Origin of the sequence: Micromonospora sp. HM134, from assembly GCF_007833915.1 — a bacterium.
Taxonomy (GTDB): Bacteria; Actinomycetota; Actinomycetes; order Mycobacteriales; family Micromonosporaceae; genus Micromonospora; species Micromonospora wenchangensis.
In genome coordinates this window covers 2,960,807-2,980,497 of the sequence record NZ_CP041061.1, presented here as the reverse complement: position 1 = coordinate 2,980,497, position 19,691 = coordinate 2,960,807, and the positions used below count along the sequence as shown (strand labels likewise).

The 19,691-nt window shown below is 73.1% G+C and carries 20 protein-coding genes and 1 riboswitch; of the genes, 8 read left to right on the top strand and 12 right to left on the bottom strand.

Annotated elements, in window-relative coordinates; all coding sequences use genetic code 11:
• Window positions 1-16: 16 nt before the first annotated feature.
• Window positions 17-931 carry an aminoglycoside phosphotransferase family protein gene (locus tag FJK98_RS13115; RefSeq protein WP_145919261.1) on the bottom strand — a complete coding sequence of 305 codons (915 nt, stop codon included), beginning with the start codon at window positions 929-931 and terminating at the stop codon, window positions 17-19.
• 327 nt (window positions 932-1,258) lie between these two features.
• On the opposite strand from FJK98_RS13115, the gene FJK98_RS13110 reads away from it, so the two are divergent.
• Window positions 1,259-1,942 (top strand): trypsin-like serine protease, encoded by a 684-nt coding sequence (locus tag FJK98_RS13110; protein ID WP_168222449.1) that lies wholly within the window; start codon window positions 1,259-1,261, stop codon window positions 1,940-1,942.
• Between the two features lie 38 nt (window positions 1,943-1,980).
• Here FJK98_RS13110 and FJK98_RS13105 read toward each other — a convergent pair whose 3' ends face one another.
• Window positions 1,981-2,973: a P1 family peptidase gene (locus tag FJK98_RS13105; protein WP_145919259.1), complete on the bottom strand. Its 993-nt coding sequence runs from the start codon at window positions 2,971-2,973 to the stop codon at window positions 1,981-1,983.
• 74 nt (window positions 2,974-3,047) lie between these two features.
• Between FJK98_RS13105 and FJK98_RS34650 the strand changes: the two genes are divergently transcribed.
• Window positions 3,048-4,079 carry a LacI family DNA-binding transcriptional regulator gene (locus FJK98_RS34650; RefSeq protein WP_145919258.1) on the top strand — a complete coding sequence of 344 codons (1,032 nt, stop codon included), beginning with the start codon at window positions 3,048-3,050 and terminating at the stop codon, window positions 4,077-4,079.
• On the opposite strand, the gene FJK98_RS13095 is transcribed toward FJK98_RS34650, so the two are convergent.
• Both FJK98_RS13095 and FJK98_RS13090 read right to left on the bottom strand, forming a co-directional pair.
• Complete coding sequence (locus FJK98_RS13095) at window positions 4,021-4,932, bottom strand: siderophore-interacting protein (protein ID WP_145919257.1); 912 nt, start codon at window positions 4,930-4,932, stop codon at window positions 4,021-4,023. The genes FJK98_RS34650 and FJK98_RS13095 overlap by 59 nt on opposite strands.
• The gene (locus FJK98_RS13090; RefSeq protein ID WP_145919256.1) at window positions 4,929-5,978 is read right to left on the bottom strand and encodes an iron-siderophore ABC transporter substrate-binding protein; all 1,050 of its coding nucleotides are present in this window, start codon (window positions 5,976-5,978) and stop codon (window positions 4,929-4,931) included. The genes FJK98_RS13095 and FJK98_RS13090 overlap by 4 nt, the downstream gene beginning before the upstream one ends.
• 103 nt (window positions 5,979-6,081) lie before the next feature.
• Here FJK98_RS13090 and FJK98_RS13085 point away from each other — a divergent pair, with 103 nt between their 5' ends.
• Genes FJK98_RS13085 through FJK98_RS13075 form a run of 3 tightly spaced genes read left to right on the top strand, consistent with a single transcriptional unit; the run spans window position 6,082 to window position 8,994 of the window.
• Window positions 6,082-7,107, top strand: a complete 1,026-nt coding sequence (locus tag FJK98_RS13085) for an iron ABC transporter permease (protein ID WP_145919255.1) — start codon at window positions 6,082-6,084, stop codon at window positions 7,105-7,107.
• Complete coding sequence (locus FJK98_RS13080; RefSeq protein ID WP_145919254.1) at window positions 7,104-8,126, top strand: iron chelate uptake ABC transporter family permease subunit; 1,023 nt, start codon at window positions 7,104-7,106, stop codon at window positions 8,124-8,126. Before FJK98_RS13085 ends, FJK98_RS13080 begins: the two co-directional genes overlap by 4 nt.
• 43 nt (window positions 8,127-8,169) lie before the next feature.
• Window positions 8,170-8,994, top strand: a complete 825-nt coding sequence (locus tag FJK98_RS13075) for an ABC transporter ATP-binding protein (RefSeq protein ID WP_145919253.1) — start codon at window positions 8,170-8,172, stop codon at window positions 8,992-8,994.
• Between the two features lie 125 nt (window positions 8,995-9,119).
• On the opposite strand, the gene FJK98_RS13070 is transcribed toward FJK98_RS13075, so the two are convergent.
• Entirely contained in the window at window positions 9,120-10,421 is a 1,302-nt protein-coding gene (locus FJK98_RS13070; RefSeq protein WP_145919252.1) for an alpha/beta hydrolase, read from the bottom strand.
• Window positions 10,422-10,557: 136 nt separating this feature from the next.
• Between FJK98_RS13070 and FJK98_RS13065 the strand changes: the two genes are divergently transcribed.
• On the top strand, window positions 10,558-11,247 hold the full coding sequence (locus FJK98_RS13065) for a response regulator transcription factor (RefSeq protein ID WP_145919251.1): 690 nt from the start codon (window positions 10,558-10,560) through the stop codon (window positions 11,245-11,247).
• Entirely contained in the window at window positions 11,240-13,111 is a 1,872-nt protein-coding gene (locus FJK98_RS13060) for a cell wall metabolism sensor histidine kinase WalK (protein WP_145919250.1), read from the top strand. Before FJK98_RS13065 ends, FJK98_RS13060 begins: the two co-directional genes overlap by 8 nt.
• Window positions 13,112-13,129: 18 nt before the next feature.
• On the opposite strand, the gene FJK98_RS13055 is transcribed toward FJK98_RS13060, so the two are convergent.
• A complete protein-coding gene (locus FJK98_RS13055; RefSeq protein WP_240762803.1) occupies window positions 13,130-14,038 on the bottom strand; it encodes a methyltransferase in 909 nt (302 codons plus the stop codon).
• Window positions 14,039-14,184: 146 nt separating this feature from the next.
• Complete coding sequence (locus FJK98_RS13050; protein WP_145919249.1) at window positions 14,185-15,255, bottom strand: hypothetical protein; 1,071 nt, start codon at window positions 15,253-15,255, stop codon at window positions 14,185-14,187.
• Window positions 15,256-15,357: 102 nt separating this feature from the next.
• On the opposite strand from FJK98_RS13050, the gene FJK98_RS13045 reads away from it, so the two are divergent.
• Window positions 15,358-15,957, top strand: coding sequence for a TetR/AcrR family transcriptional regulator (locus FJK98_RS13045; RefSeq protein ID WP_145919248.1), 600 nt, complete (start codon window positions 15,358-15,360; stop codon window positions 15,955-15,957).
• A gap of 99 nt (window positions 15,958-16,056) precedes the next feature.
• Here FJK98_RS13045 and FJK98_RS13040 read toward each other — a convergent pair whose 3' ends face one another.
• The 5 genes from FJK98_RS13040 to FJK98_RS13020 form a co-directional block, all read right to left on the bottom strand.
• Window positions 16,057-16,500, bottom strand: coding sequence for a hypothetical protein (locus tag FJK98_RS13040; protein WP_145919247.1), 444 nt, complete (start codon window positions 16,498-16,500; stop codon window positions 16,057-16,059).
• A 196-nt stretch (window positions 16,501-16,696) separates the two neighbouring features.
• Complete coding sequence (locus FJK98_RS13035) at window positions 16,697-17,260, bottom strand: hypothetical protein (RefSeq protein ID WP_145919246.1); 564 nt, start codon at window positions 17,258-17,260, stop codon at window positions 16,697-16,699.
• Window positions 17,261-17,332: 72 nt separating this feature from the next.
• Window positions 17,333-17,674: a hypothetical protein gene (locus tag FJK98_RS13030; RefSeq protein WP_145919245.1), complete on the bottom strand. Its 342-nt coding sequence runs from the start codon at window positions 17,672-17,674 to the stop codon at window positions 17,333-17,335.
• A 74-nt stretch (window positions 17,675-17,748) separates the two neighbouring features.
• Window positions 17,749-18,393: a 5,6-dimethylbenzimidazole synthase gene (bluB, locus tag FJK98_RS13025; RefSeq protein WP_145919244.1), complete on the bottom strand. Its 645-nt coding sequence runs from the start codon at window positions 18,391-18,393 to the stop codon at window positions 17,749-17,751.
• A 36-nt stretch (window positions 18,394-18,429) separates the two neighbouring features.
• A riboswitch (cobalamin riboswitch) is annotated at window positions 18,430-18,630 on the bottom strand.
• Window positions 18,631-18,730: 100 nt separating this feature from the next.
• On the bottom strand, window positions 18,731-19,621 hold the full coding sequence (locus FJK98_RS13020) for an SDR family oxidoreductase (RefSeq protein WP_168222448.1): 891 nt from the start codon (window positions 19,619-19,621) through the stop codon (window positions 18,731-18,733).
• Between the last annotated feature and the right edge of the window lie 70 nt (window positions 19,622-19,691).

Sequence of the window (19,691 nt, the reverse complement as noted above, 5' to 3'; positions counted from 1 at the left end):
CTGTTCCGACGGCCGACTACCGGTGGTGGCGGGTGAGGCGTCGCATGGCGGCGTGAGCGGGAGGACCCCAGGACGGTTTGCCGCCGCGACGGTGGTGGACACCGGCATCGCCGATCAGGATGCCACCGAGGGCGCGTGCCATGGCCCACCCCCGGGCACGACGGACGGTGGCGGTGTCGGGTGCCGGCTGGTAGGCCCCGAGGAAGTGGTCGATGCCGTGGTCGGGTAGCAGGAGCCATCCGGCGGCGAGGTCGTAGGCGGGATCGCCCGTGCCGAGGTCGCCGAAGTCGATCACGCCGCAGAGGGTGCCGTCGGTGGTGAGGACGTTGGCCGGGTGCAGGTCGGCATGCAGCCAGCGCAACGGGCCTGCCCAGGCAGGTGCGGTGACGGCGTCGTGCCAGACGGCGTGCACGGCGTCCGGGTCGGGGATCAGGCCCCGTCCGGTGGCGTCGGTGAGCGCTGCGGTGAATCCCTCGGTGTGGTCGGTCAACGGGCCGCCCCGACTGCCGCCGGTCGGAGCGCCGGTGGGGGCAGGCTGGTGCAGTGCGGTGAGGAAGGTGGCCAGGGAGTGCGCCGCGTCGGTGGCCCGGGTGACGGGGTGCCGGTCGGCGGGGACACCCGGCACCCAGGTGGTGACGAGCCAGAACCGGGGGAAGCGGTCGGACGGTGTGCCGATGCGCTGCGGTACCGGGACCGGCAGCGGAAGGTGCGGGGCCAGGGTGGGCAGCCAGGTGAACTCCTTGCGCAGCAGCGCGTCCGCGCAGTCGGTCGCCCAGGGGAGCCGGACAGCCAGCTCGTCGCCGAGCCGCCACATCTGGTTGTCCCACCCGCGTGCGCCCAGCCGGACGGGAAGACCGGCGAGGTCGGGGTGTTGGTCCCGAACCAGCTCCTGGACCAGTTCCGCGGTGATCTCCTCTTCCCGGTGGGTCATGCGGAACAACGGTAGTCCCGCAGAGGCGTCTCGCGGGCCTTCGTCACCGGCCGGTCGCGACGACGACGGCCGGGAACTCGCGGCCTGGTTCCCGCGACGGGAGCACGCGTGTTGCGCGTCAGTCGCAGTGGTGATTGTGGACAGTGCCTGGATCGGGCATGCTGACACCGCGGTCGGACCGTTCGGCTCATCGGGGTGCAGAGAGAGTGCCCGGACCGCGCCGGGCGGGCGGGGATGTGCCTGCTGTAGGCAACCGCACGTCACACCATCCACGTCTCCCGATTTCTGCCGCGAGTCTGCTGTTTCCACATGCACGGAGGAGTGTCGGTGAATCACTTTCGTAGAGCTTTTCTCGCCGTGCTGTGCGGAGCCGTGCTGGTGGTCGGTCCGCAGACCCCCGCATCGGCGATCGCCGGCGGCACCACCACGTCGTCACTGCACGGGCAGGTGCAGATCTGGAACAACGGAGGGGCCGACTTCCGCTGTACCGGCTCGCTCATCCATGTGCGCTACGTGCTCACCGCGGCACACTGCCTCCACAGCAGCCGCCTCGTGGTCAAGGCGGGCGACAAGCGTCTCGGCAGCGGTCAGCGCATCATCGTCGACGGCACGGCGGCGGCGCCGAAGGGCTACGACATGGCGGTCCTGCATCTGGCGTCGAACGTCACCCAGAGCAATCTCGTCGTTCCCTACAGCCGAGACACGGCTCTGCTCAAGACCGGGGTCACCGTAGCCATCCGCGGCTGGGGGCAGACCGAGACGAACGGGCCACCGGCGTCGACCCTGCGGGTGTGCAACCTGCGGGTCGAGCGATCCATCGGGTCGGAGCTGGAGTTGGAGGGACTCAACGGGGTCCCCCTGGACGGCGACTCCGGGGCGGCGGTCTGGCAGAACAACCGCGTCCAGGCCGTGTTCACCCACTCCGACGACGCGCTGGGTGGACTGTCCGTCCCCACCGGTTTCCTGGCCGGCTGGATCAAGAGCGTCAGCGGGGTCGACGGAATCGACTGAACCCGGTCTGATCGCCCGGCGACCGGGACGGGTCGTCGTCAGGCGGCGTTGACGCTGGAGAGGACGGCGTCCCAGGCCAGTTCGGCGGCGACCGTGCCCAGCCGCAGCGACGGGGCGGGCATCGTCACCTCGTCGGTGGTCAGGGCGAACAGGGTGTCACCGTCGGCGATGGTGTGGAACGGCTGGATGGCCCGGTGCATGGAGCTGTGCACCTGGGTGGCGAACTGGGCGAGTTCGGTGTCGGTCATCCGGACGTTGGTGACCACGGCGGTCAGGGTGGTGTTCCCGCCGGTGGGCGCGGGGTCCGGGGTGGCCGCCGCGACCAACTCGGCGTAGTCCTCGGCCGGGTGGCGACGCCGGCCGGTCGCCGGGTCGAGGTTGCCCCGCACGATCCCGCCGTCGCGGTCGACGATCACCCCCATGGCGTTGACCACGGTCAGCACCAGCAGCCGGGCCGCGCCGACGCGGGCGAAGGCGGCACCCTGCCCGCCCCACTCGGCGCGGGCATTGTCGACCTTGCCGACAGTTGCGCCGACACCCGCGCCGACCCGCCCGACGGCCACCCGGTCGGCGCGTACCGCGCGCAGCCCGTCGGCACCGAGCCCGGCGTCGGGGTAGATGGCGTTGTCCCGGGGCGCGAAGTCGTAGACGACGGCCCCGGACACCACCGGCAGGCTGCCGAAGTCGGTGGCGTAGCCGGTGCGGCGGAGCAGTTCGTCGTAGACACCTGACGCCGCGGCGAGTCCGAAGCTCGACCCGCCGGCGAAGCACAACGCGTGGTGGTACGGGAAGCCGCCGCTGACCCCGACGGCCCCGCCCCGCTTGTCGACGGCGGTACGCGCGCCGCCAGGGATGCTGAGCACGGTGACGCCGGTCGGGCCGTCGGGGTACTCGGCGGTGCCGATCGCCACGCCGGGCAGGTCGAAGTCGACCCATCCGTCGCCCGCCGCACCGAGCACCGCGGGTCGCCGCCGGTGGTCGTTGCCGACGGGTGACGTCGTACGCGGCGGGGCCGGATGGTGCTCGGACATGAGGATCACCGTCTTCCGTGGGGGGTGTGGTGGTGGCGTGTCCCGACCGACGCCCGGTTACCTAGACTGGGCTGATGGCCCGTCCCGTCACGCTGCACGATGTCGCGCGCCGGGCGGGTGTCGGCAAGTCCACCGTTTCCAATGTGCTGTCGTGTTCCGGCCGGGTCTCCGAGGCGACCCGGGAGCGGGTCCGCGCGGCGATGGAGGAACTGGGCTACGTCCCCAACCGGGCGGCCCGGCAGTTGCGGGGCGGGCGCACCGGCGTCATCGGGGTCTACGTTCCGGGCGTGCCGTCCACGTCGGAGTTCTACATGCGGTTCGTCTTCGGCGTCATGGAACGTGCCGCCGCCCGCGACCGGGACGTCTCGATCCTGACCGCCTCGGAACGCCGGTCGCCCCGCGCGCTCGACGGGGTGATCGTGGCCGATCCGCACCGGGACGACGCGTTCGTGCCGGTCCTGATGCAGGGTGGCATGCCGGTCGTGTGTTTCGAACGGCCCCCGGTCGGGATGCACGCGGACGTCGTGCTCTGGGCGGACCACCACCGGGCGCTCACCGGGCTGCTGGACCGGATGGCCGGGGCCGGGGCCCGGCGTCCCGCCCTCGTGGTGCCACCGCAGACGGGTGACTGGGCGGCCCAGTTGGCGGCGGCGCACCGGGACTGGTGCGCCCGGCACGGCGTCGCCCCCGTGGTGGCGCACCATCCGTGGGTGCCGTCGCCGGCGGAGGTGTCCCGGGCGGTCGAGCAGGTGCTCGCCGCGCCGGGGGTGGACGCCCTGGTGTGCGCCTCGGTGGACACCGCGCCGACGGCCGTGCAGGTGCTGCACCGGCTCGGCCGTCGGGTCGGGCGGGACGTCCTGCTGGCCAGCGCCACCGAGTCGAGCGCGCTGCGGCTGGGCCAACCGCCGGTCACCGCGCTCGACCTGTCGCCGTTGGACGCCGGCCGTCGCTGCGCCGACCTGCTCGACGACGTGACCGGTGGCGGCCCGGGTGGGGTCTACGAGCATCCGGTCCACCTGTGGTGGCGGGAGTCGACCCGGGGGCCGGTCACCGGGTCATCCGTTCCAGCGCCTCCTCCATCCGGTCGCCCGCTTCCACCGGGTTGAGTCCGGCCGCGAGGCCGTCCTGGTAGACCTGGTCGAGGACGGGGCGGAAGCGGGCGTAGCGGCGTTCCCACTCGGCGGCGTCGGTGCGCCAGTAGCCCACGCAGACGGCGCGGTCGCGGGGCAGCCGGTGCACGGTACGCAGCACGGACCGGGCCGTTCGGCACTCCCCCGCCTCGCCCGCGACCCACACGTAGCCGGGGCCGTCGGGCAGCGTGGTCTCCCGCAGCCGGTCGACGAGGCTGCCCGGGCCGTGGCCGTTGCCGACCCCGACCCGTACGTCGACGTGCACGGTGGGGTCGTCGCCGGCCGCAGCGAGCAGGTCCCGGGCGTCGGCCAGGTCCGGCAGGTCCACCAGCACCCGGACCGGGAGGCCGGGGGTGCGTTCCGCGACGGCACGGGTCGCGGCGGGCAGCCCGGACAGGTCGGCGGCGAGCACCAGCCAGCGGGTGTCCGCGGGGGGACGGAACCACGCGCGGCACCGCCACAGCAGGAGACCGGCGCCGGTCTCGGCCTGCCGCGCCCAGGACGTGGCGGGGCCGTGATCGTGCAGGGCGAAGTCGATGGTCAGCCGCGCCCCGGCGGGGTCGACGGCGCGGACGGAGTAGTTGCGGCCGAGGGGCGGGTGCTGCTCGTCGTGGTAGCCCCACACCTCGCCGCGCAGGGTCATCGGCGGCGGGGCCGCCTCGCCGGGGCGGGGGAAGTAGAGCGTCACCGACTCGTCCGGTGCGCCCAGGCAGGGGAAGTGGGCGAGGTCGGGGCCGCCGAGGACGATCCGTTGCAGGTGCGGGGTCAGCCGCCGGACCTCGTGCACGGTGGCGGTCCAGAATCCGGGTCGGGTGAGTGTGTCGGTCATGTCGCGCTGTACTCCGAACGGGTGGCCGGGTCGCCGTCGACCGCGACGGTGAGCGCGGGGACGATCTTGTCCAGGACGTAGGGCAGGCTCAGCACGGAGGCGAACGCCAGCGCGCCGTTGGCCTCGGTGCCGAGGAAGACGTCCCGGCCTTGGGTGCGGACGTCCAGCCGGGTGTAGAGCGGGTCGCCGAGCAGGGTGGTCACGCCCGGGTCGGTGGCCGCCTCGGACCAGACGGCGACGTCCACGTCCACCAGGTCGAACCGTTCGCGGCTGATGGTGGCGGACTGGTTGGCGTTCGCGGTGAGGGTGGTGACCTCGGGTGCCATGGTCAGCCCGAGGTCGAGCAGGACCTTCGAGGCGGTGGTCTCGGGGCTGAACAGGTAGTACTGGCCCTCGTAGGTGGAGGCGAACACGGTGCGTGCGCCCTTGAGGCGGGGATGGGCGCCGGCGACCGAGGCGATCCGCTGTTCCAGGTCGGTGACGAGTTTCTCGGCCTCGGCGCTGCGGCCGGTGATCTGTCCGGCGGCCCGGCTCATCTGCTGCCAGGTCACCGCCCAACTGCCGTCGCCGGCGGGCTGGGCGACGGTGGGGGCGATCTTGGTGAGCAGGTCGTACTCCTGCCGGGACATGCCGGAGGAGAGCCCGACGATGACGTCGGGGCGCAGCGCGGCGATCTGTTCGTAGTCGAGTTCGGCGCGGGCCAGCACCTCCGGCCTGGCCGTGCCGAGCCGCTCCCGGGCCCACGGCCAGGTCGCGTTCGGCATGTTGCCGTACCAGTCGCGGATCGCCACCGGCACCTCGCCGAGGGCGAGGAAGTAGTCCTGCTCCTTGAGGCCCACCACCACGATCCGTTCGGGCTTGGCGGTGAGGGTGGTCGCGCCGAAGGCGTGGGTGAGGGTGGTGGGGAACGCGGCGTCGGACGATCCGGACGCGGGCTCGGCGGGGCTCGCCCCGTCGGCGGCGCAACCGCCGGCCACCAGCACGGCGAGTATCAGTGCGGCGGCGGTCAGGACAGTGCTCAGCCGGCGTGGGCGGGAGTGTGACATGGCATTCGATCCTCAGGAGGGGCAGCGAGAACGACGTTCCCAGTGGCTTAGGGTAGGTTTACCTTAGCCAGTGATGGAACGTTCCACCATGAAGTGAGTCACAGTGTCGGTCGCCACCCCCGCCGGCTTACGCCGCCCCCGCCTGCTCGCCGCCGGGCTGCTCGCCTGCGCGCTCGCCCTGCTGGCCGCGATCGCCGCCAGCCTCGCCGTCGGCGCGCTGCCCCTGACGACCGGCACCGTGCTACGGGAACTCCTCGCCCACGGCGACAGCGAGGCGGGCCTGATCGTCTGGGACGTCCGGCTGCCCCGTACGGCGATCGCGATCTGCGTCGGAGCGGCCCTGGCCCTGGCCGGCACCCTGATGCAGGCACTCACCCGCAACCCCCTCGCCGACCCCGGGCTGCTGGGCGTCAACGCCGGAGCCGCCGCCGCCGTGGTCGCCGGCATCCTCGCCGGGGTCACCGGCCAGCGCGGACACCTGCTGCTCGCCCTACTCGGCGCGGGCCTCGCCGCCGGCCTGGTCACCGCCATCGGCGGCACCCGGGGCCCGGGCCGGGCCGAGGACGGCCGGCTGGTCCTGGCCGGCGCAGCCGTCGGCGCCTGCCTGACCGGGGCCGTCGCCGGCGTCACCCTGATCGACCAGACCGCATTCGACAGGTACCGCTTCTGGGCCGTCGGCAGCCTCGCCGACCAGCCGCCGTCCGCCCTGCTCACGGCGGCACCGGCGCTGCTCGCCGGCCTGGTCGTCACCGTCGGTGTGATCCGGCCGCTGGACGTGCTGCGCTTCGGCGACGAGGGCGGCACCGCGCTGGGGGTCAGCCCCGGCCGCACCCGGCTGCTCGCGCTGGTCGCCACCACCCTGCTCTGCGGCGGCGCGACCGCCGTGGCCGGCCCCATCGGCTTCCTCGGGCTCGCCGTCCCCCATGCCGCCCGGGCGATCTGCGGCCCCCGGCTCGGGTGGATCGTCGCCTACGCCTGCCTGCTCGGCCCGATCCTGCTGATCACCGCCGACGTGATCGGCCGGCTCCTGGCCCGCCCCGGAGAGATCGAGGTCGCGATCGTCATGGGCGCGATCGGCGCGCCCGTGTTCATCGCCCTGGTCCGCGCCCGGAGGATTCCCCGCCCATGACCACCGCCCCGACCAACGCTCCCGGTCGCCGCACCCGCCGTCGGCACACCCGCCGCGCCACCCTGGCCTGCCTCGTCGCGCTGGCCCTCGGCACCGGGCTGGCCGTCGTCGCCCTGGCCAGCGGCCGGTACGCCACCCCGCTGCACGACCTGTGGCCGGTGCTCACCGGGGGCGGCGATGCCGGCCTGCGGTTCGTCCTGTTCGAGCTGCGGCTCCCCCGGATCGGCACCGCGCTCGCCGTCGGGGCGGCCCTCGGCGCGGCCGGCGCCCTCTTCCAGAGCGCCAGCCGCAACCCCCTCGGCAGCCCCGACATCGTCGGCTTCACCGTCGGCGCCGCCACCGGCGCGCTCGTCGTCCTGCTGGTGCTCCACGACACCCGACTCACCCCTGCCGTGGGCGCGGTGCTCGGCGGTGCCGCCGTCGCCGGGGCGGCCCTGCTGCTCGGCGGGACCGGGCAGCGCCTCATCCTCGTCGGGATCGGCCTGTCCGCCCTGCTCACCTCCGTCAACGCGTACCTGCTGACCCGCGCCGAGGTGACCGACGCGCAGAACGCCGCCGTCTGGCTCGTCGGCAGCCTCAACGGCAGCGGTCCGCACCTGCCACTGCTGCTCGGCGCGCTCGCGGTGCTGCTGCCGCCCGCCGTCCTGACGGCCCGGGGGCTGCGGCTCATCGAGAACGGCGGGGACAAGGCACTCAGCCTCGGCGTCCCCGTACGCCGGCAACGGCTCACCGCGACGGCCCTGGCGGTCGCGCTGACCGCCGTCGGGGTCGCCGGCGCCGGGCCGGTCGGCTTCGTCGCCCTGGCCGCCCCCCACCTGGCCCGCCGGCTCACCCGCGTCGCCGCTCCCCTGGTGACCACGAGCGCGGTGTTCGGCGCCGTGCTGCTGCTCGCCGCCGACCAGCTCGCCCAACGACTCGTCCCCGGGCAGCAACTGCCCGTCGGCGCGGTCACCGGCGTCGTCGGCGGCGGCTACCTGGCTCTCGTCCTGGCCTGGACCTGGCGAGGCAGGCCCGGGTGAGCCGCCGCCCGTCCCGCACCGCACCGCCACCCCGGAGGCAACCATGACCGCCCCGCCCACGATCGAACTGGACTCGGTCACCGTCGGCTACGACCGCCGGACCGTCTGCCGGGACGTCTCCCTGCGGATCGCCGAGGGAAGCTTCACCGTCTTCATCGGACCCAACGGCTGCGGCAAGTCGACCCTGCTGCGCACCATCGCCCGGGTGTTGCGGCCGGGCGGGGGCCGGGTGGCCGTCCTCGGCCGCGACGTGCGCGGCTACAGCCGGCGGCAGTACGCCCGCACCGTGGGGCTGCTCCCCCAGGGCATCGAGGCACCGGCCGGGATGACCGTCACCGATCTGGTGCTGCGCGGGCGGCACCCGCACCGGTCGGCGCTGAGCCGCTGGACGTCGCAGGACGACCGGGCGGTCACCGCGGCGCTGGCCGCCACCGGGACCACCGACCTCGGCGACCGGGTGCTGACGGAACTCTCCGGAGGCCAACGGCAACGCGCCTGGCTGGCCATGCTGCTGGCGCAGGACACCCCGATCCTGCTGCTCGACGAACCGACCACCTACCTCGACATCGCCCACCAGTACGAGGTCCTCGACCTGCTCGCCGACCTGCACGCCGGTGGCCGGACCGTGGTGGCCGTCCTGCACGACCTCAACCAGGCGGCCCGCTACGCCACCGACCTGGTGGTGCTGCGCCACGGCCAGGTCACCACGACCGGTCACCCGTCGGCGGTGCTCACCCCGGACCTCGTCGCCGACGTGTTCGGGTTGCGCTGCCGGATCGTGCCCGATCCGGTGACGGGCACGCCTGCGGTGTTCCCCGAGTCGTCCCGCCCCCACCCGAGCAGCCCCGTGGTGGCGCCCGGTGGATGAGCGGACCACCCCCGCCGAGGGCGGGCCGCCGATGCGGCAGCCCGCCCGGTCGGCGGCGGAAGCCCCGGCCCTGGACATCGCTACCTACCAGTCATGACCGACGGGGGCTTCACCGCCGTGCGGCGCTAGCGCGGGCCCCGCCGGGGTCGGGGAACGATCTTCTCGGCGTCGACCACGGTGAACGAGGCGTACGGGTGGACGCCGCCGCTGACGACCGCCTCGGCCTGCCGGTCGCCCAGGAGCACCCAACGGAAGAACGCGGTGACGTATCCGGCGCTGACCTGGCGCTGTTCGGTCTCGGTCAGTTTGCGGGTCACGTGCGACCACTCGATCGGCGGTTCGGGGGTGCCGCTGTCCGGGTCCCAGTCCGGGAACGTCGGGGTGCCACACCAGCCCGGTGCCGGACCGAAGCCCTGGTCGTCGATGGCGCCGACCTGCCCGCTCCCGGGGGACCACTGGGTGTTGAGGAAGTTGTGGTTCGCGCCACGGACATGCCAGGTGTAGATCGGCTCACGCGTGTGACCGGTCGCCAACTTCGCATAGTCGAGACCCTGCTCGCTGTCGCAGCCGCCGACCCAGACCGCGAGTGGTGCCGAGGTCACCCGGTAGAGCTTGGCATCCGGGGAGCCCGGGTTGGTGGCGGTGCCTGAGCCGGCGGCGGCGAGGGCGAGGACGCCGGCCACGCGTACGCCTGCCGGAAGGTCGACGCGGTGGACGTCCGCGGCGTGCCAGGCCACCGCACGGCCGCCGCGTGAGTGGCCGAGTGTCCCCGTACGCGAGAAGTCGATCTTGCCTTTGACGTCCGGGGTCGGGCCGTTGAAGTGGCCGGCCAGGGCGCCACGGCCCGTGCGGGCCAGTTCGGTCCAGAGCGCGAGATGCTTGTTGATGAGCTTCGCGCGGGCGTTGTCGGCCTCGGTGCCGATCTGACCGGCGTTGATCCCGTTGGCGCTGATCGAGACGACGACCATTCCTTGGGCGGCGAGCTGCCGGGCGAGGTAGTCGTAGCCTCGGTAGCTGGGCAGTGCTGCGACACCGGGCGCGCAGGGCCACTGCCAGAGCCGGTGGATGGCGTCCAACCAGCGCGGGTCGTCGTAGTAGTCGGCTGGCGACTCCTTCTCGATACGAGCCGCCTCGGCGTCGGCAGCCCGGTCGGCGCAGGTGGACCAGTAGCCGTGCGAGAGCACCACCAGCGGAAACGGCCCGTTGCCGGCGGCCGGGTAGTGCACGTTGCCGGTCAGCTCGATCGGTGCCAGGGTCGACGAGTCCGGGCCGTCGGTGTGGAAACCGGCGACGGTGAACGCGCGGTCGCCGAGGGTGTAGTCGAGCGACCTGACCGGATAGGTGCGGTCCTTCGCCTGGGCGGGTGACGTGGGCACGAGGCCGGCGGCGACCAGGGCCACTGCGGCCAGGCCCTTCAGCAATGACAACCTTTTCTCCTTCACGGGGACCGGGGGCTGGTACGTGCCACATCCTGGCGAACCCTTGTCAGGAACCTGTGGTGATCCGGTAGTGGTCCCGTTCTCTACCTGTTTCGATGTTCTGACGCCTCCTAGACTCGCCGCCGTGAACGCGAACGTGCTCGTCGCCGAGGACGACCCCAAACAGGCCGAACTGCTCCGGCGGTATCTGGAGCATGAGGGCCACCGGGTGTCGGTGGTCCACGACGGCCGGGCCGCGCTGGACGAGATCCGCCACCGCCCGCCGGACCTGCTGGTGCTGGACGTCATGATGCCGCGCGTCGACGGCCTCGACGTGTGCCGCATCCTGCGTCGGGACTCCGAGGTGCCGGTGCTGATGGTCACCGCCCGCAGCACCGAGGACGACCTTCTGCTGGGCCTGGACCTGGGCGCCGACGACTACCTGACGAAGCCGTACAGCCCGCGGGAACTGGCGGCGCGGGTGCGCACCCTGCTCCGCCGGACCCGGTCCGCGGCTGCGCGGCCCGTCGCGCCGCCCCTGCGGGTGGGCGACCTTCTCCTTGATCCGGTACGCCACGAGGTCACCGTCGCGGGCACCCCGGTGGTGTGCACCCCGGGCGAGTTCGCCCTGTTGAGCACGTTCGCTGCGGAGCCGGGTAGAGCGTTCAGCCGCGACCAACTGCTCCGCCGGCTGCACGGGCTCGACTCGTACGTCACCGCCCGCACGGTCGACGTGCACGTGATGAACCTGCGCCGGAAGATCGAGACGAATCCGCGACGCCCGGCACGGCTACTCACCGTGTACGGAATCGGATACAAACTCGCCGATGGCTGAGTGCTGCGGACGCGGCAGCCTCCTGGTCCGGCTGCTCGCCCTCAGCGTGGTCATCTCCGTACTCTCGATCTCGGCGACCGCCTGGCTCGCCGTACGCGACACGACCCGGGCCCTGCAACAGGAGCGCGGCCGGGCGCTCGCCGACGACGCGCGGATCTACGACGCCCTGCTCGGGCACGCCGCGACGCACCACGACTGGACGGGCGTGTCGCCACTGGTGCGGTCCCTCGCGGCGGACACCGAGCGACGGATCGTCCTGACCGACCGCAACCGCACCCCGCTCGCCGCGTCCGGTGCGGGAGCCCTGCCGCAACGGGCCTCCGCCACCGTCGACCCGCTCGACGTCGACACCGATCTGGCGGGCACGGCGGGAGCCGGCGGCATCGACGCGCGGGCCACCGGCCCGTACCAGCTACCGGACGCCGAACGGACCGCGCTACGCCGATTGGCGGTGAGGGCACTGGACTGTCTGCACGGTCCGGTCGACCTGGCCCCGCTGACCGCGGCGGAAGGGTTGTTTCCGGTCCGTACCGATGCGGAGATCGTCGTCGCCCCCAGCGGCCGGCCCCGCATCGCGTCCCGAGGCGCCACCGTCACCGGCGACGCCCGGTGCGCCGGGGAGTTCGACGCGTTGGCTGAGCCGACCGCCACCGAGCGACGAGCGCTGGACCAGCTCGACGACCTGGTCAACACCTGCCTGGGCCGCCAGCGGATACCGGCGGTGCGGACCGACCTCGACGGACAGTGGACCCCGGCCGGGTCCGGCCCGATCACCACCGAACGACGCGACGACGTCGACGGTTGTGTCGCCGCGGCCCGACGCACCCAGATCGCCGACCACGTCGCGCCACCCGTGTTGCTGTTCGTCACCGACCCGGGTACCCCGGTGCCGGTCGGCGCCTTCGACCTCACCCCGGCCAACCGGTTGCGGATCTTCGGGGTGGCCGGGGTGGTGCTGCTCGTCGCGGTCGGCGTCACGGTGCTGGTGGGGGTACGCCTGGTCCGACCACTACACGCGTTGACCGCCGCGGCCGGGCGGATGCGCAACGGCGACACGACGGCACGGGTGCGGGTCGCCGGACGCGATGAGATCGCCCGGCTCGGCAACGCGTTCAACGAGATGGCCGAACAGCGGTGCCGGGTCGAGCAGCTGCGCCGCGACATGGTCGGCGACATCGCCCACGAGATGCGTACACCGGTGACGAACATCCGCGGCTGGTTGGAGGCAGCCGAGGACGGGGTGGTCGAACTCGATGCGGACCTGGTCAGCTCGCTGCTGGACGAGGCGCTGCTACTCCAGCACGTCATCGACGACCTTCAGGATCTCGCCGCAGCCGACGCGGGCGAGCTGACACTGCACCGGCGACAGGTCGAGGTGCCCAAACTGCTGCGCGAGGTCGCGGACGCCTTCGCTCCCGCCGCCGAGTCCGCCGGGGTCGCGCTGGTCGTCGATGCCGCACCCGGCACGGTCGACGCCGATCCGATCCGGCTCCGGCAGGCCATCGGCAACCTGGTCACCAACGCGATCCGGCACACCCCCGCCGACGGCCAGGTCACGCTCTCCGCCCGGCACCAGGCAGCGTACGCCGAGATCGTCGTGGCCGACACCGGGCCGGGGATTCCGGAGGAACAGCGTGACCTCGTCTTCGAACGGTTCTGGCGGGCCGAGAAGTCCCGCAACCGGCGAACGGGCGGCAGCGGTCTCGGGCTCGCCATCGTCCGCAAAATCGCCGAGTCACACGGCGGCACCGCAGGGGTCGCCGGCGCCGCCGGGACGGGAGCGGTGTTCATCCTTCGCCTTCCGGCCGCATCCGGGCAGGCCGACCCGCCGCACGGAGCTGTCCCGCTCCCCGACCGACCCTGACCCCGCACCGCCGTGGGACTACCCCGGTCGGCGTCCCCATGCCGAGATGAGTGGCGCGAGGGTGAGGTCAAGGTCGCCGGCCGCGACGGCGGCCAGGTGCGCGTCGATCTCGGCGTCGGTGGCCAACCCCGCGGCGAGCAACTCGGCGCGGACCATCCGCACCGTAGCCGCCTCCAACCGGTCGCAGGCCACCCCGCCGACCGGGAAGCAGCCGGACGCGCCGACACCGACCAGGCCGGCCGCCCGCAACGCCCCCGGCAGCGTACGGCCGAAGCGCAGGTCCGCGCCCCGGCGGGTCAACAACTCCCGGACCGCCCGGCGTACCCGGTTGGCGCGCCGCTGTGCCGGGCCGACCTCGTCGAGGCAGGCCAGCGGCTGCAACTCGGTGTCGGCGTCCTCGACGAGAAGCCAGCCGCCGGGCCGCAACGCGGCCACCATCGTCGCCAACGCCCGGGCACGGTCGGGCACGTGGACGAGCACGAGCCGGGCGTGCACCAGGTCGAAGGTCCCCGGCTGCGGCGGCGGATCCGCGCCGATGTCGTGCCGGACCACCTCGTACCCACCTCGCGGGCCCAACCAGGCGGGATCGATGTCCGTGGCCAGCACGTGACCGGAGGGGCCGACGGCCGCCGCCAGCGCCTGCGGGATGTCGGGGCCACCGGCGCCGACCTCCCAGCAGCGCCAGCCCGCCCGTATTCCGAGCCGGTCGACGTGCCCCATGGTGACACCGTCGAACAGCTCAGCCAACCAGGTGAACCGCTCGCCAGCCTCCACCCGCGCGTTGTCGAGCAGATAGCGGCGATCCGGAGCAGACCCGCCGGGACGCGGTGCCGGGAGGCCGGACTCCCCGCCCGCCGGGTCCACCCGCCCGCCCACGGTCGGCTGCGGCTCGGACCCGGGGCCGGCGGGGGGCTTCGGTGAACTCACACCCCCATCCTCACGACCGACCGCCTCCGGTGCCAGTACGACGCCGGATGAAACCGGACACGGGACGAGCGGTCTCGTCGGGCCGTGCACGACGAGTCGGCGGCTCGCGGCCGGCGGCTGGCCGGTCACGGGGACCCGTCAGTGGTTCACCGCACCTGGTACGTGCCGCCGCACGCCTCGGCGAGGGTCGACCCGAACAGCGCCGCCGGAGTGTACGCGCCCGGCTTCCCCTGACCGTCCAGCAGCCGCCGGACCACCTCGGCGGGCACTGTCGCCGTCCAGGACTGGGCCTCGCCGACCCGCAGCCAGCCCTCGCGGATGCTGCCGTCCGGCCATTCCACGACGGCGTGGCCCCAGGAGTGCTCGCGGGGCTTCGGGCGGGCCCTGGTCGGTACCGTGGCGAGCCGTCGCCGCAGGAGGGCGCGCACCGGGCCGATCGCGAGCAGGGCGGTCGCCACGGGCAGCACCGCGCGCATCACCGGGGAGGACGGGGCCTCGCTCGATGCGGCGAGCACGTCCGCTGCGCCGCTGGCCCGCTGGGCGGCCATCAGCTCGCCGAGCGGCATGCCGGCGGTGGTCACCGTGGACCCGTCGGGAAGGACCAGTTTCATCGGGTCGCTGCCGAGACGGGCCGGGGCGAGTCGTCCGTCGCGGTACCGGCGGCCCTGGAACCGCCCACCGCCCTCGACTCCGGGGATGCCCTCCACGATCGTGGCGGCCAGGGCGTCGCCGACCACGCCGTCCTCGGTGGCCAACGAGGGCACCATGTCGACCCGGACCCGCCGGGGTGTCGGCCGCCCCTGGCAGAGCTTCACCACGACGCTCTCGGTGGCGGTCACGCCGAACCCGGCTCCCGTGACGGCCGTGCGCCCCGCTGTCGTCAACTCGCCGTGCCGGCCGAGGACCGCCGACACCGAGGCCAGATCGTTGGCGAGGTCGAGGTAGTGGCCGGTCGGGAGGCACGCGTCCAGCAGGGGCAGGGCCGTCTCGATGAACGGTCCGACGGTGTTGACCACCACGGCCGGCCGTTCCCGGCGGATCGCGGCCACGGTCTCGCGGACCGAACCGGCCACCATCGTCGGCAGCCCGCCGGTGGCGGCCTTGAGCCGTTCGGCGTCCCGGCCGACCAGCACCGGCTCGATGTTCCGTCGGCGCAGTTCGGCCGCGATAGCGCGCCCGCTGCGGCCGGTGCCGCCGAGGATCCACACGTCGGTCATGGCACAGCTCCGCCCTGGTGCGGCATCCGCCCCAGTGACGACACGCCGTGTCATCACCATACCGGCGACGACACGCGATGTCATCACGGCTACACTCGGATCATGGCCAGGTGGCGACCGGATGCCCGCGAGCGGCTGCGGCAGGCGGCGCTCGAACTCTTCGCCGAGCAGGGCTTCGCCGCGACCACGGTGCCGGCGATCACCGCGCGGGCCGGCCTGACGACGCGCACGTTCTTCCGGCACTTCGCCGACAAGCGCGAGGTGCTCTTCGCGGACGAGGCCGAGATCGGTGCCTACGCCAGGCAGATCATGGCCACGGCGCCCGCCGACGAACCGCTGGCGTTCATCGTCGCGGGCCTGCGCACGCTCGCCGAGACGTATTTCGAAGGTCGCAAGGACGACCTGCGGCAACGGCGCGCCATCGTGGCGTCCGACCCGGGGCTGCGCGAACGCGACCAGCACAAGCGCGCGATGCTGGCCCAGGTGATGCGGGACGGCTTCCGCGCCGGCGGCCTCGACCCGCTGCGGGCCGACCTGCTCGCCGAGACGGCGGGAACCCTGATGTACGTGTCCGTCGCCGCATGGCTCGACACCGACGACGGTCGCCGGCTCGCCGACATCATCGACACCGCACTAGCGACCTTGCGGACCGAGCTGGAAGGGCTGCCCACCTCGAACGGTCAGGTCGCCCCGGAAGGGTGAGTCCGGCACGAGCGGGTCCGACCCTGTCCGGATGCCGCCCGTCGGGTCCGGGCGTCGCCGCGACCGTACGTCAGGCCGCAGCGACGCCCACGTCCACGGCTATCCCTTGACGGTGACCTGGCGCTCCGCACAGGCAGCGATCAACCTGGGGACTGCGGCGGCGAGGTTGACCTGCCGCAACTTCACCGTCTCCGGCGCATCGCGCGGATCCTGCGCCCGTTGCGCCCGCTGCACCGTGCCCACCGCGAAGACCCCCGCGGACCGCAGATCCTCGTGCGCGGAACGCTGGAACAACTCCCCCACCCGCCGCACCTCGTCATCAGGGGCGACCTCGCCCTGCGCGGCCCGCACCACGAACCCGGCCGACCGACAGGCCGTCACCCCCGGATCCTCATCCTCCCGGTCAGCGAGCTGCCGGTACGCCACCGCACCACCGCCACCCAGGGCGAGCACCACGAGGGCCACCACCGACGGGATGACCCACCGACGTCGTCGCCGCGGCACCTCGACGGCGGGCCCGGCCCCGGAGTGGCCGTCAGTCACCCGAACGTCCTTTCTCGACTGTCCCAGCACAGGGGCGGAAAACTACCACCTCGACTCGCCCACTCCCCGACCGAGCCGAGTCGGCGCGGTAGCCGGCGGTGACCGACGTCCGGTCGGATTGCGGCCGTCGACCGCCCACGGGACCGTCTGCGGATTAACCACCTGCGCAGTCGTCGGTGCCGGTGGTCGAGGGGGTTCAGGCGGTCCACGGGGTGGTAGGGGCTGGCGTGATGCCGTAGTCGGCGAGCCAGCCGAGCAGGTCCTCGCGGTGGGCATGGACGAGTGAGCCACCGGTGAACCGGGGGTCGTCGGTGACCTCGGCGAGGACCTGCGGGGGTGGGAGGAACGAGCGTGCCGCCGCGTCGGAGGTGAACTCGGCCTCCGCCAGGATCAGACCATGCAGGGGCGGATCGAAGATGTCGATGCCCAGCGGCGGGACGCTCAGACGGGTCTTGGACAGCGTCGCGGCGGGCAGGCGGGCGAGCAGTTCGTACTCGGCCGGGGACAGGTAGACGTTCGTGATGAGTCCCTGGATGTGGCCCGGCCGCGCGGCGGGCACCTTCTGGGTGAGCTTGCACTCGCGGGATCCGTCGGCGGGGCTTTCGGCACGCCTGAGGCGCAGCCGGGTGCCTGTCAGGTACCGGTCGGTGATGCGACGGCTGGCGGTGACCGATGCCGGCAGCGGCGGTCCGGCCAGCAGGAACCGCCGCTCCCGCTCGATGCGCGCGTACTTCCCCTCGCGGACCGGCTCGGCTGTCATCGGACCTCATTCCGCCACCACAGCCTGTCCGGCGCACGCGCGGGTGGCGCGTACGCCGGACTCCGTAGGGCTCTACTGCCAGGGGCCGCTGCGGCAGATGAACTGGGTGGTGTCGCTGTACTGGGTGGTGCTGCCGTCGAAGTAGCTGTAGCTGGCCCGCACGGGACGGCCGAGGTTGCTGGCCGGGCAGCTGGCGAAGAGGGTCGACCCGGCGGTGAAGGTGCCGACGCTGCCGGAGTACCAGGTGATGGTCCAGGTCGTCGTTTCGGTGCTGCTGCCGTCGCAGTAGAACTGCGAGCCGCCGGACTCGCAGAAGGGCGCCGGGGCGGCGGCGAGGGCCGGGGTGGCACCGGCGGCGACGAGGCTCAGTGCGGCCAGGGCGGACGCGGCCAGGACCTTGACGGTGGTACGCATAGAACTCCTCCCAACGTAACCAGGCAATGACTCATTGCAACCGCAAACCTAGCAACTGCATAGACGTATCTGGATTAGCTGTTCGGTTGGTCGGTCGCCCGCTGCGGCCAGCGGTCGTGGTGCACCGCCTCGGCGAGGGGCCTGTGCCGCCGCCACCCGTGCCGTTCCAGGTCGGGCACGGCCGCCAGGTGGGTGACCGGCCCGACGCAGAGCCAGGCCACCGGCCGGATGCCGGCCGGCACGCCCAGCAGTTCGGCGAGGAACGACTCCCGGTAGAAGGACACCCACCCGACGCCCAGCCCCTCGGCGGTGGCGGCGAGCCAGAGGTTCTGGATGGCCAGGCAGACGGAGTAGAGGCCCGCGTCGGCGATGGCGTGCCGCCCGAGCACCGCCGGGCCCCCGCGCCGCGGGTCGTACGTGACGACGACCGACAGCGTCGACTCCAGCACCCCGTCGATCTTGATGCGCGCGAACCGGTCGGCCGCGGCACCGTCCAGGGTGGCGGCGAACGTCGCCCGCTCGGCCTGCACGTGCCGGTGGAACCGGCGGCGGACGGCAGGGTCCCGGACCAGGACGAAATCCCACGGCTGCGAGTAGCCGACGCTGGGCGCGGCGTGCGCGGCGTCGAGAATCCGGTGCAGGGTGCCGGCCGGCACCGGCTCCCCGGTGAACTCGGCCCGGACGTCCCGGCGGCGGTGGATGGCGTCGTAGAGTTCCACAGGCAGGCTCCCGCTGCGCTCGGCCCACCCCGGACGGGTGGGCGGTCGACGCGAGGCCGGTCTTCGGACTCCCGGATCAACGCCGACCCGTCCGCCTTCCCAGCCGTACGGCCAGTGGCTGCGCTCCTCGCGCCTGGACGGTCGCTCCCCGGTCACCGCGGCGGGCCCGTGCCGGATTCACACCGGCTTCCCGATTCTCCCCGCACCACGCGGGGCACCTCGCACGTTCGTGCCGCCGCCGATGCTACCGGTGGATCACGTACCTCGTGCCCGAGGTGGTCGCCGGATACGGCCCGGCAGCCGGGTGACGGTGGGCCGCTGACGCCGGCCTCGGCGTTCACCGGCTGGCGGTCGTCCGGCGACGGTTCCCGGTCGGGTAGTGCCTGCGCAGGTCGGAGGTCGTCATCCGGTCGAGCGTCCGGTCGGGGAGGATACGGGAGGCCCGGATGAGGAAGGCAGCCGTCGCGCCGATGGTGTAGCGGGTGCGGGGCCTGCGGTCGGTCACCGCCGCGGCGATCCGTTTCGCGGCGACGGTGGAGGTCACCCCGGCCCTGGTGAACGCCGCCACGTGGGAGGGTATCGCCTGCATCAGGGCGCCGTAGCGTTCGTTCTGCTCGGGGGTCATCGTGTCGTCGAGGCGACCGAGGGCGGCGAGGCCGACGCGGGACATCTCGGTCTGGACGCCGCCCGGCTCGACCACCACCACCTGCACGCCGTGGGGGGCCAGTTCGTTGCGCAACGCGTCGCTCATCGCCTCCATCGCGAACTTGCTGGCGGCGTACGGCCCGTAGCCGGCCATGGAGATCCTGCCGTTGAGGGAGCTGATGTTGACGACGCGTCCCCTGCCGCGCAGCAGGGCGGGAAGCAGGGCCTGGGTGACGGCGACGTGGCCGAAGAGGTTCACCTCGAAGATGCGCCGCCATTCGTGCAGCGGCATCACCTCGACCGGGCCGGCGCCGGGGACGCCGGCGTTGTTGACCAGCGCCCGCAGCGGCAGCGGGTCCCGCCCGACCCGGGCGGCGAGCGCGGCGACGTGGTCGGGGTCGGTGATGTCGAGGATCACCGGCTCGATGCGGTCGGCCCGCAGGGCCGTGGCGTCGCTGTCGCGTCGTACGCCGGCGAGGACGTGGAAGCCGCGGCGGGCCAGTTCCCGCGCGGTGGCCGCACCCATGCCGGTCGAGGCGCCGGTCACGACCACGAGTTCCCGAGTTTCAGTTGACGTTGTCATCTCTCTAGTCTGCGCCATTGAGATGACAACGTCAACCGAAGGAAGTGACCTGGTCGTCACCAGCGGACTA

Coding starts and splice junctions, on each gene's coding strand:
- FJK98_RS13105 (WP_145919259.1), bottom strand. CDS start 2,973: ATGTCCGAGCACCATCCGGCCCCGCCGCGTACGACGTCACCCGTCGGC.
- FJK98_RS13095 (WP_145919257.1), bottom strand. CDS start 4,932: ATGACCGACACACTCACCCGACCCGGATTCTGGACCGCCACCGTGCAC.
- FJK98_RS13080 (WP_145919254.1), top strand. CDS start 7,104: ATGACCACCGCCCCGACCAACGCTCCCGGTCGCCGCACCCGCCGTCGG.
- FJK98_RS13060 (WP_145919250.1), top strand. CDS start 11,240: ATGGCTGAGTGCTGCGGACGCGGCAGCCTCCTGGTCCGGCTGCTCGCC.
- FJK98_RS13075 (WP_145919253.1), top strand. CDS start 8,170: ATGACCGCCCCGCCCACGATCGAACTGGACTCGGTCACCGTCGGCTAC.
- FJK98_RS13045 (WP_145919248.1), top strand. CDS start 15,358: ATGGCCAGGTGGCGACCGGATGCCCGCGAGCGGCTGCGGCAGGCGGCG.
- FJK98_RS13020 (WP_168222448.1), bottom strand. CDS start 19,621: ATGACAACGTCAACTGAAACTCGGGAACTCGTGGTCGTGACCGGCGCC.
- FJK98_RS13115 (WP_145919261.1), bottom strand. CDS start 931: ATGACCCACCGGGAAGAGGAGATCACCGCGGAACTGGTCCAGGAGCTG.
- FJK98_RS13030 (WP_145919245.1), bottom strand. CDS start 17,674: ATGCGTACCACCGTCAAGGTCCTGGCCGCGTCCGCCCTGGCCGCACTG.
- FJK98_RS13035 (WP_145919246.1), bottom strand. CDS start 17,260: ATGACAGCCGAGCCGGTCCGCGAGGGGAAGTACGCGCGCATCGAGCGG.
- FJK98_RS13090 (WP_145919256.1), bottom strand. CDS start 5,978: ATGTCACACTCCCGCCCACGCCGGCTGAGCACTGTCCTGACCGCCGCC.
- FJK98_RS34650 (WP_145919258.1), top strand. CDS start 3,048: ATGGCCCGTCCCGTCACGCTGCACGATGTCGCGCGCCGGGCGGGTGTC.
- FJK98_RS13050 (WP_145919249.1), bottom strand. CDS start 15,255: ATGACCGACGTGTGGATCCTCGGCGGCACCGGCCGCAGCGGGCGCGCT.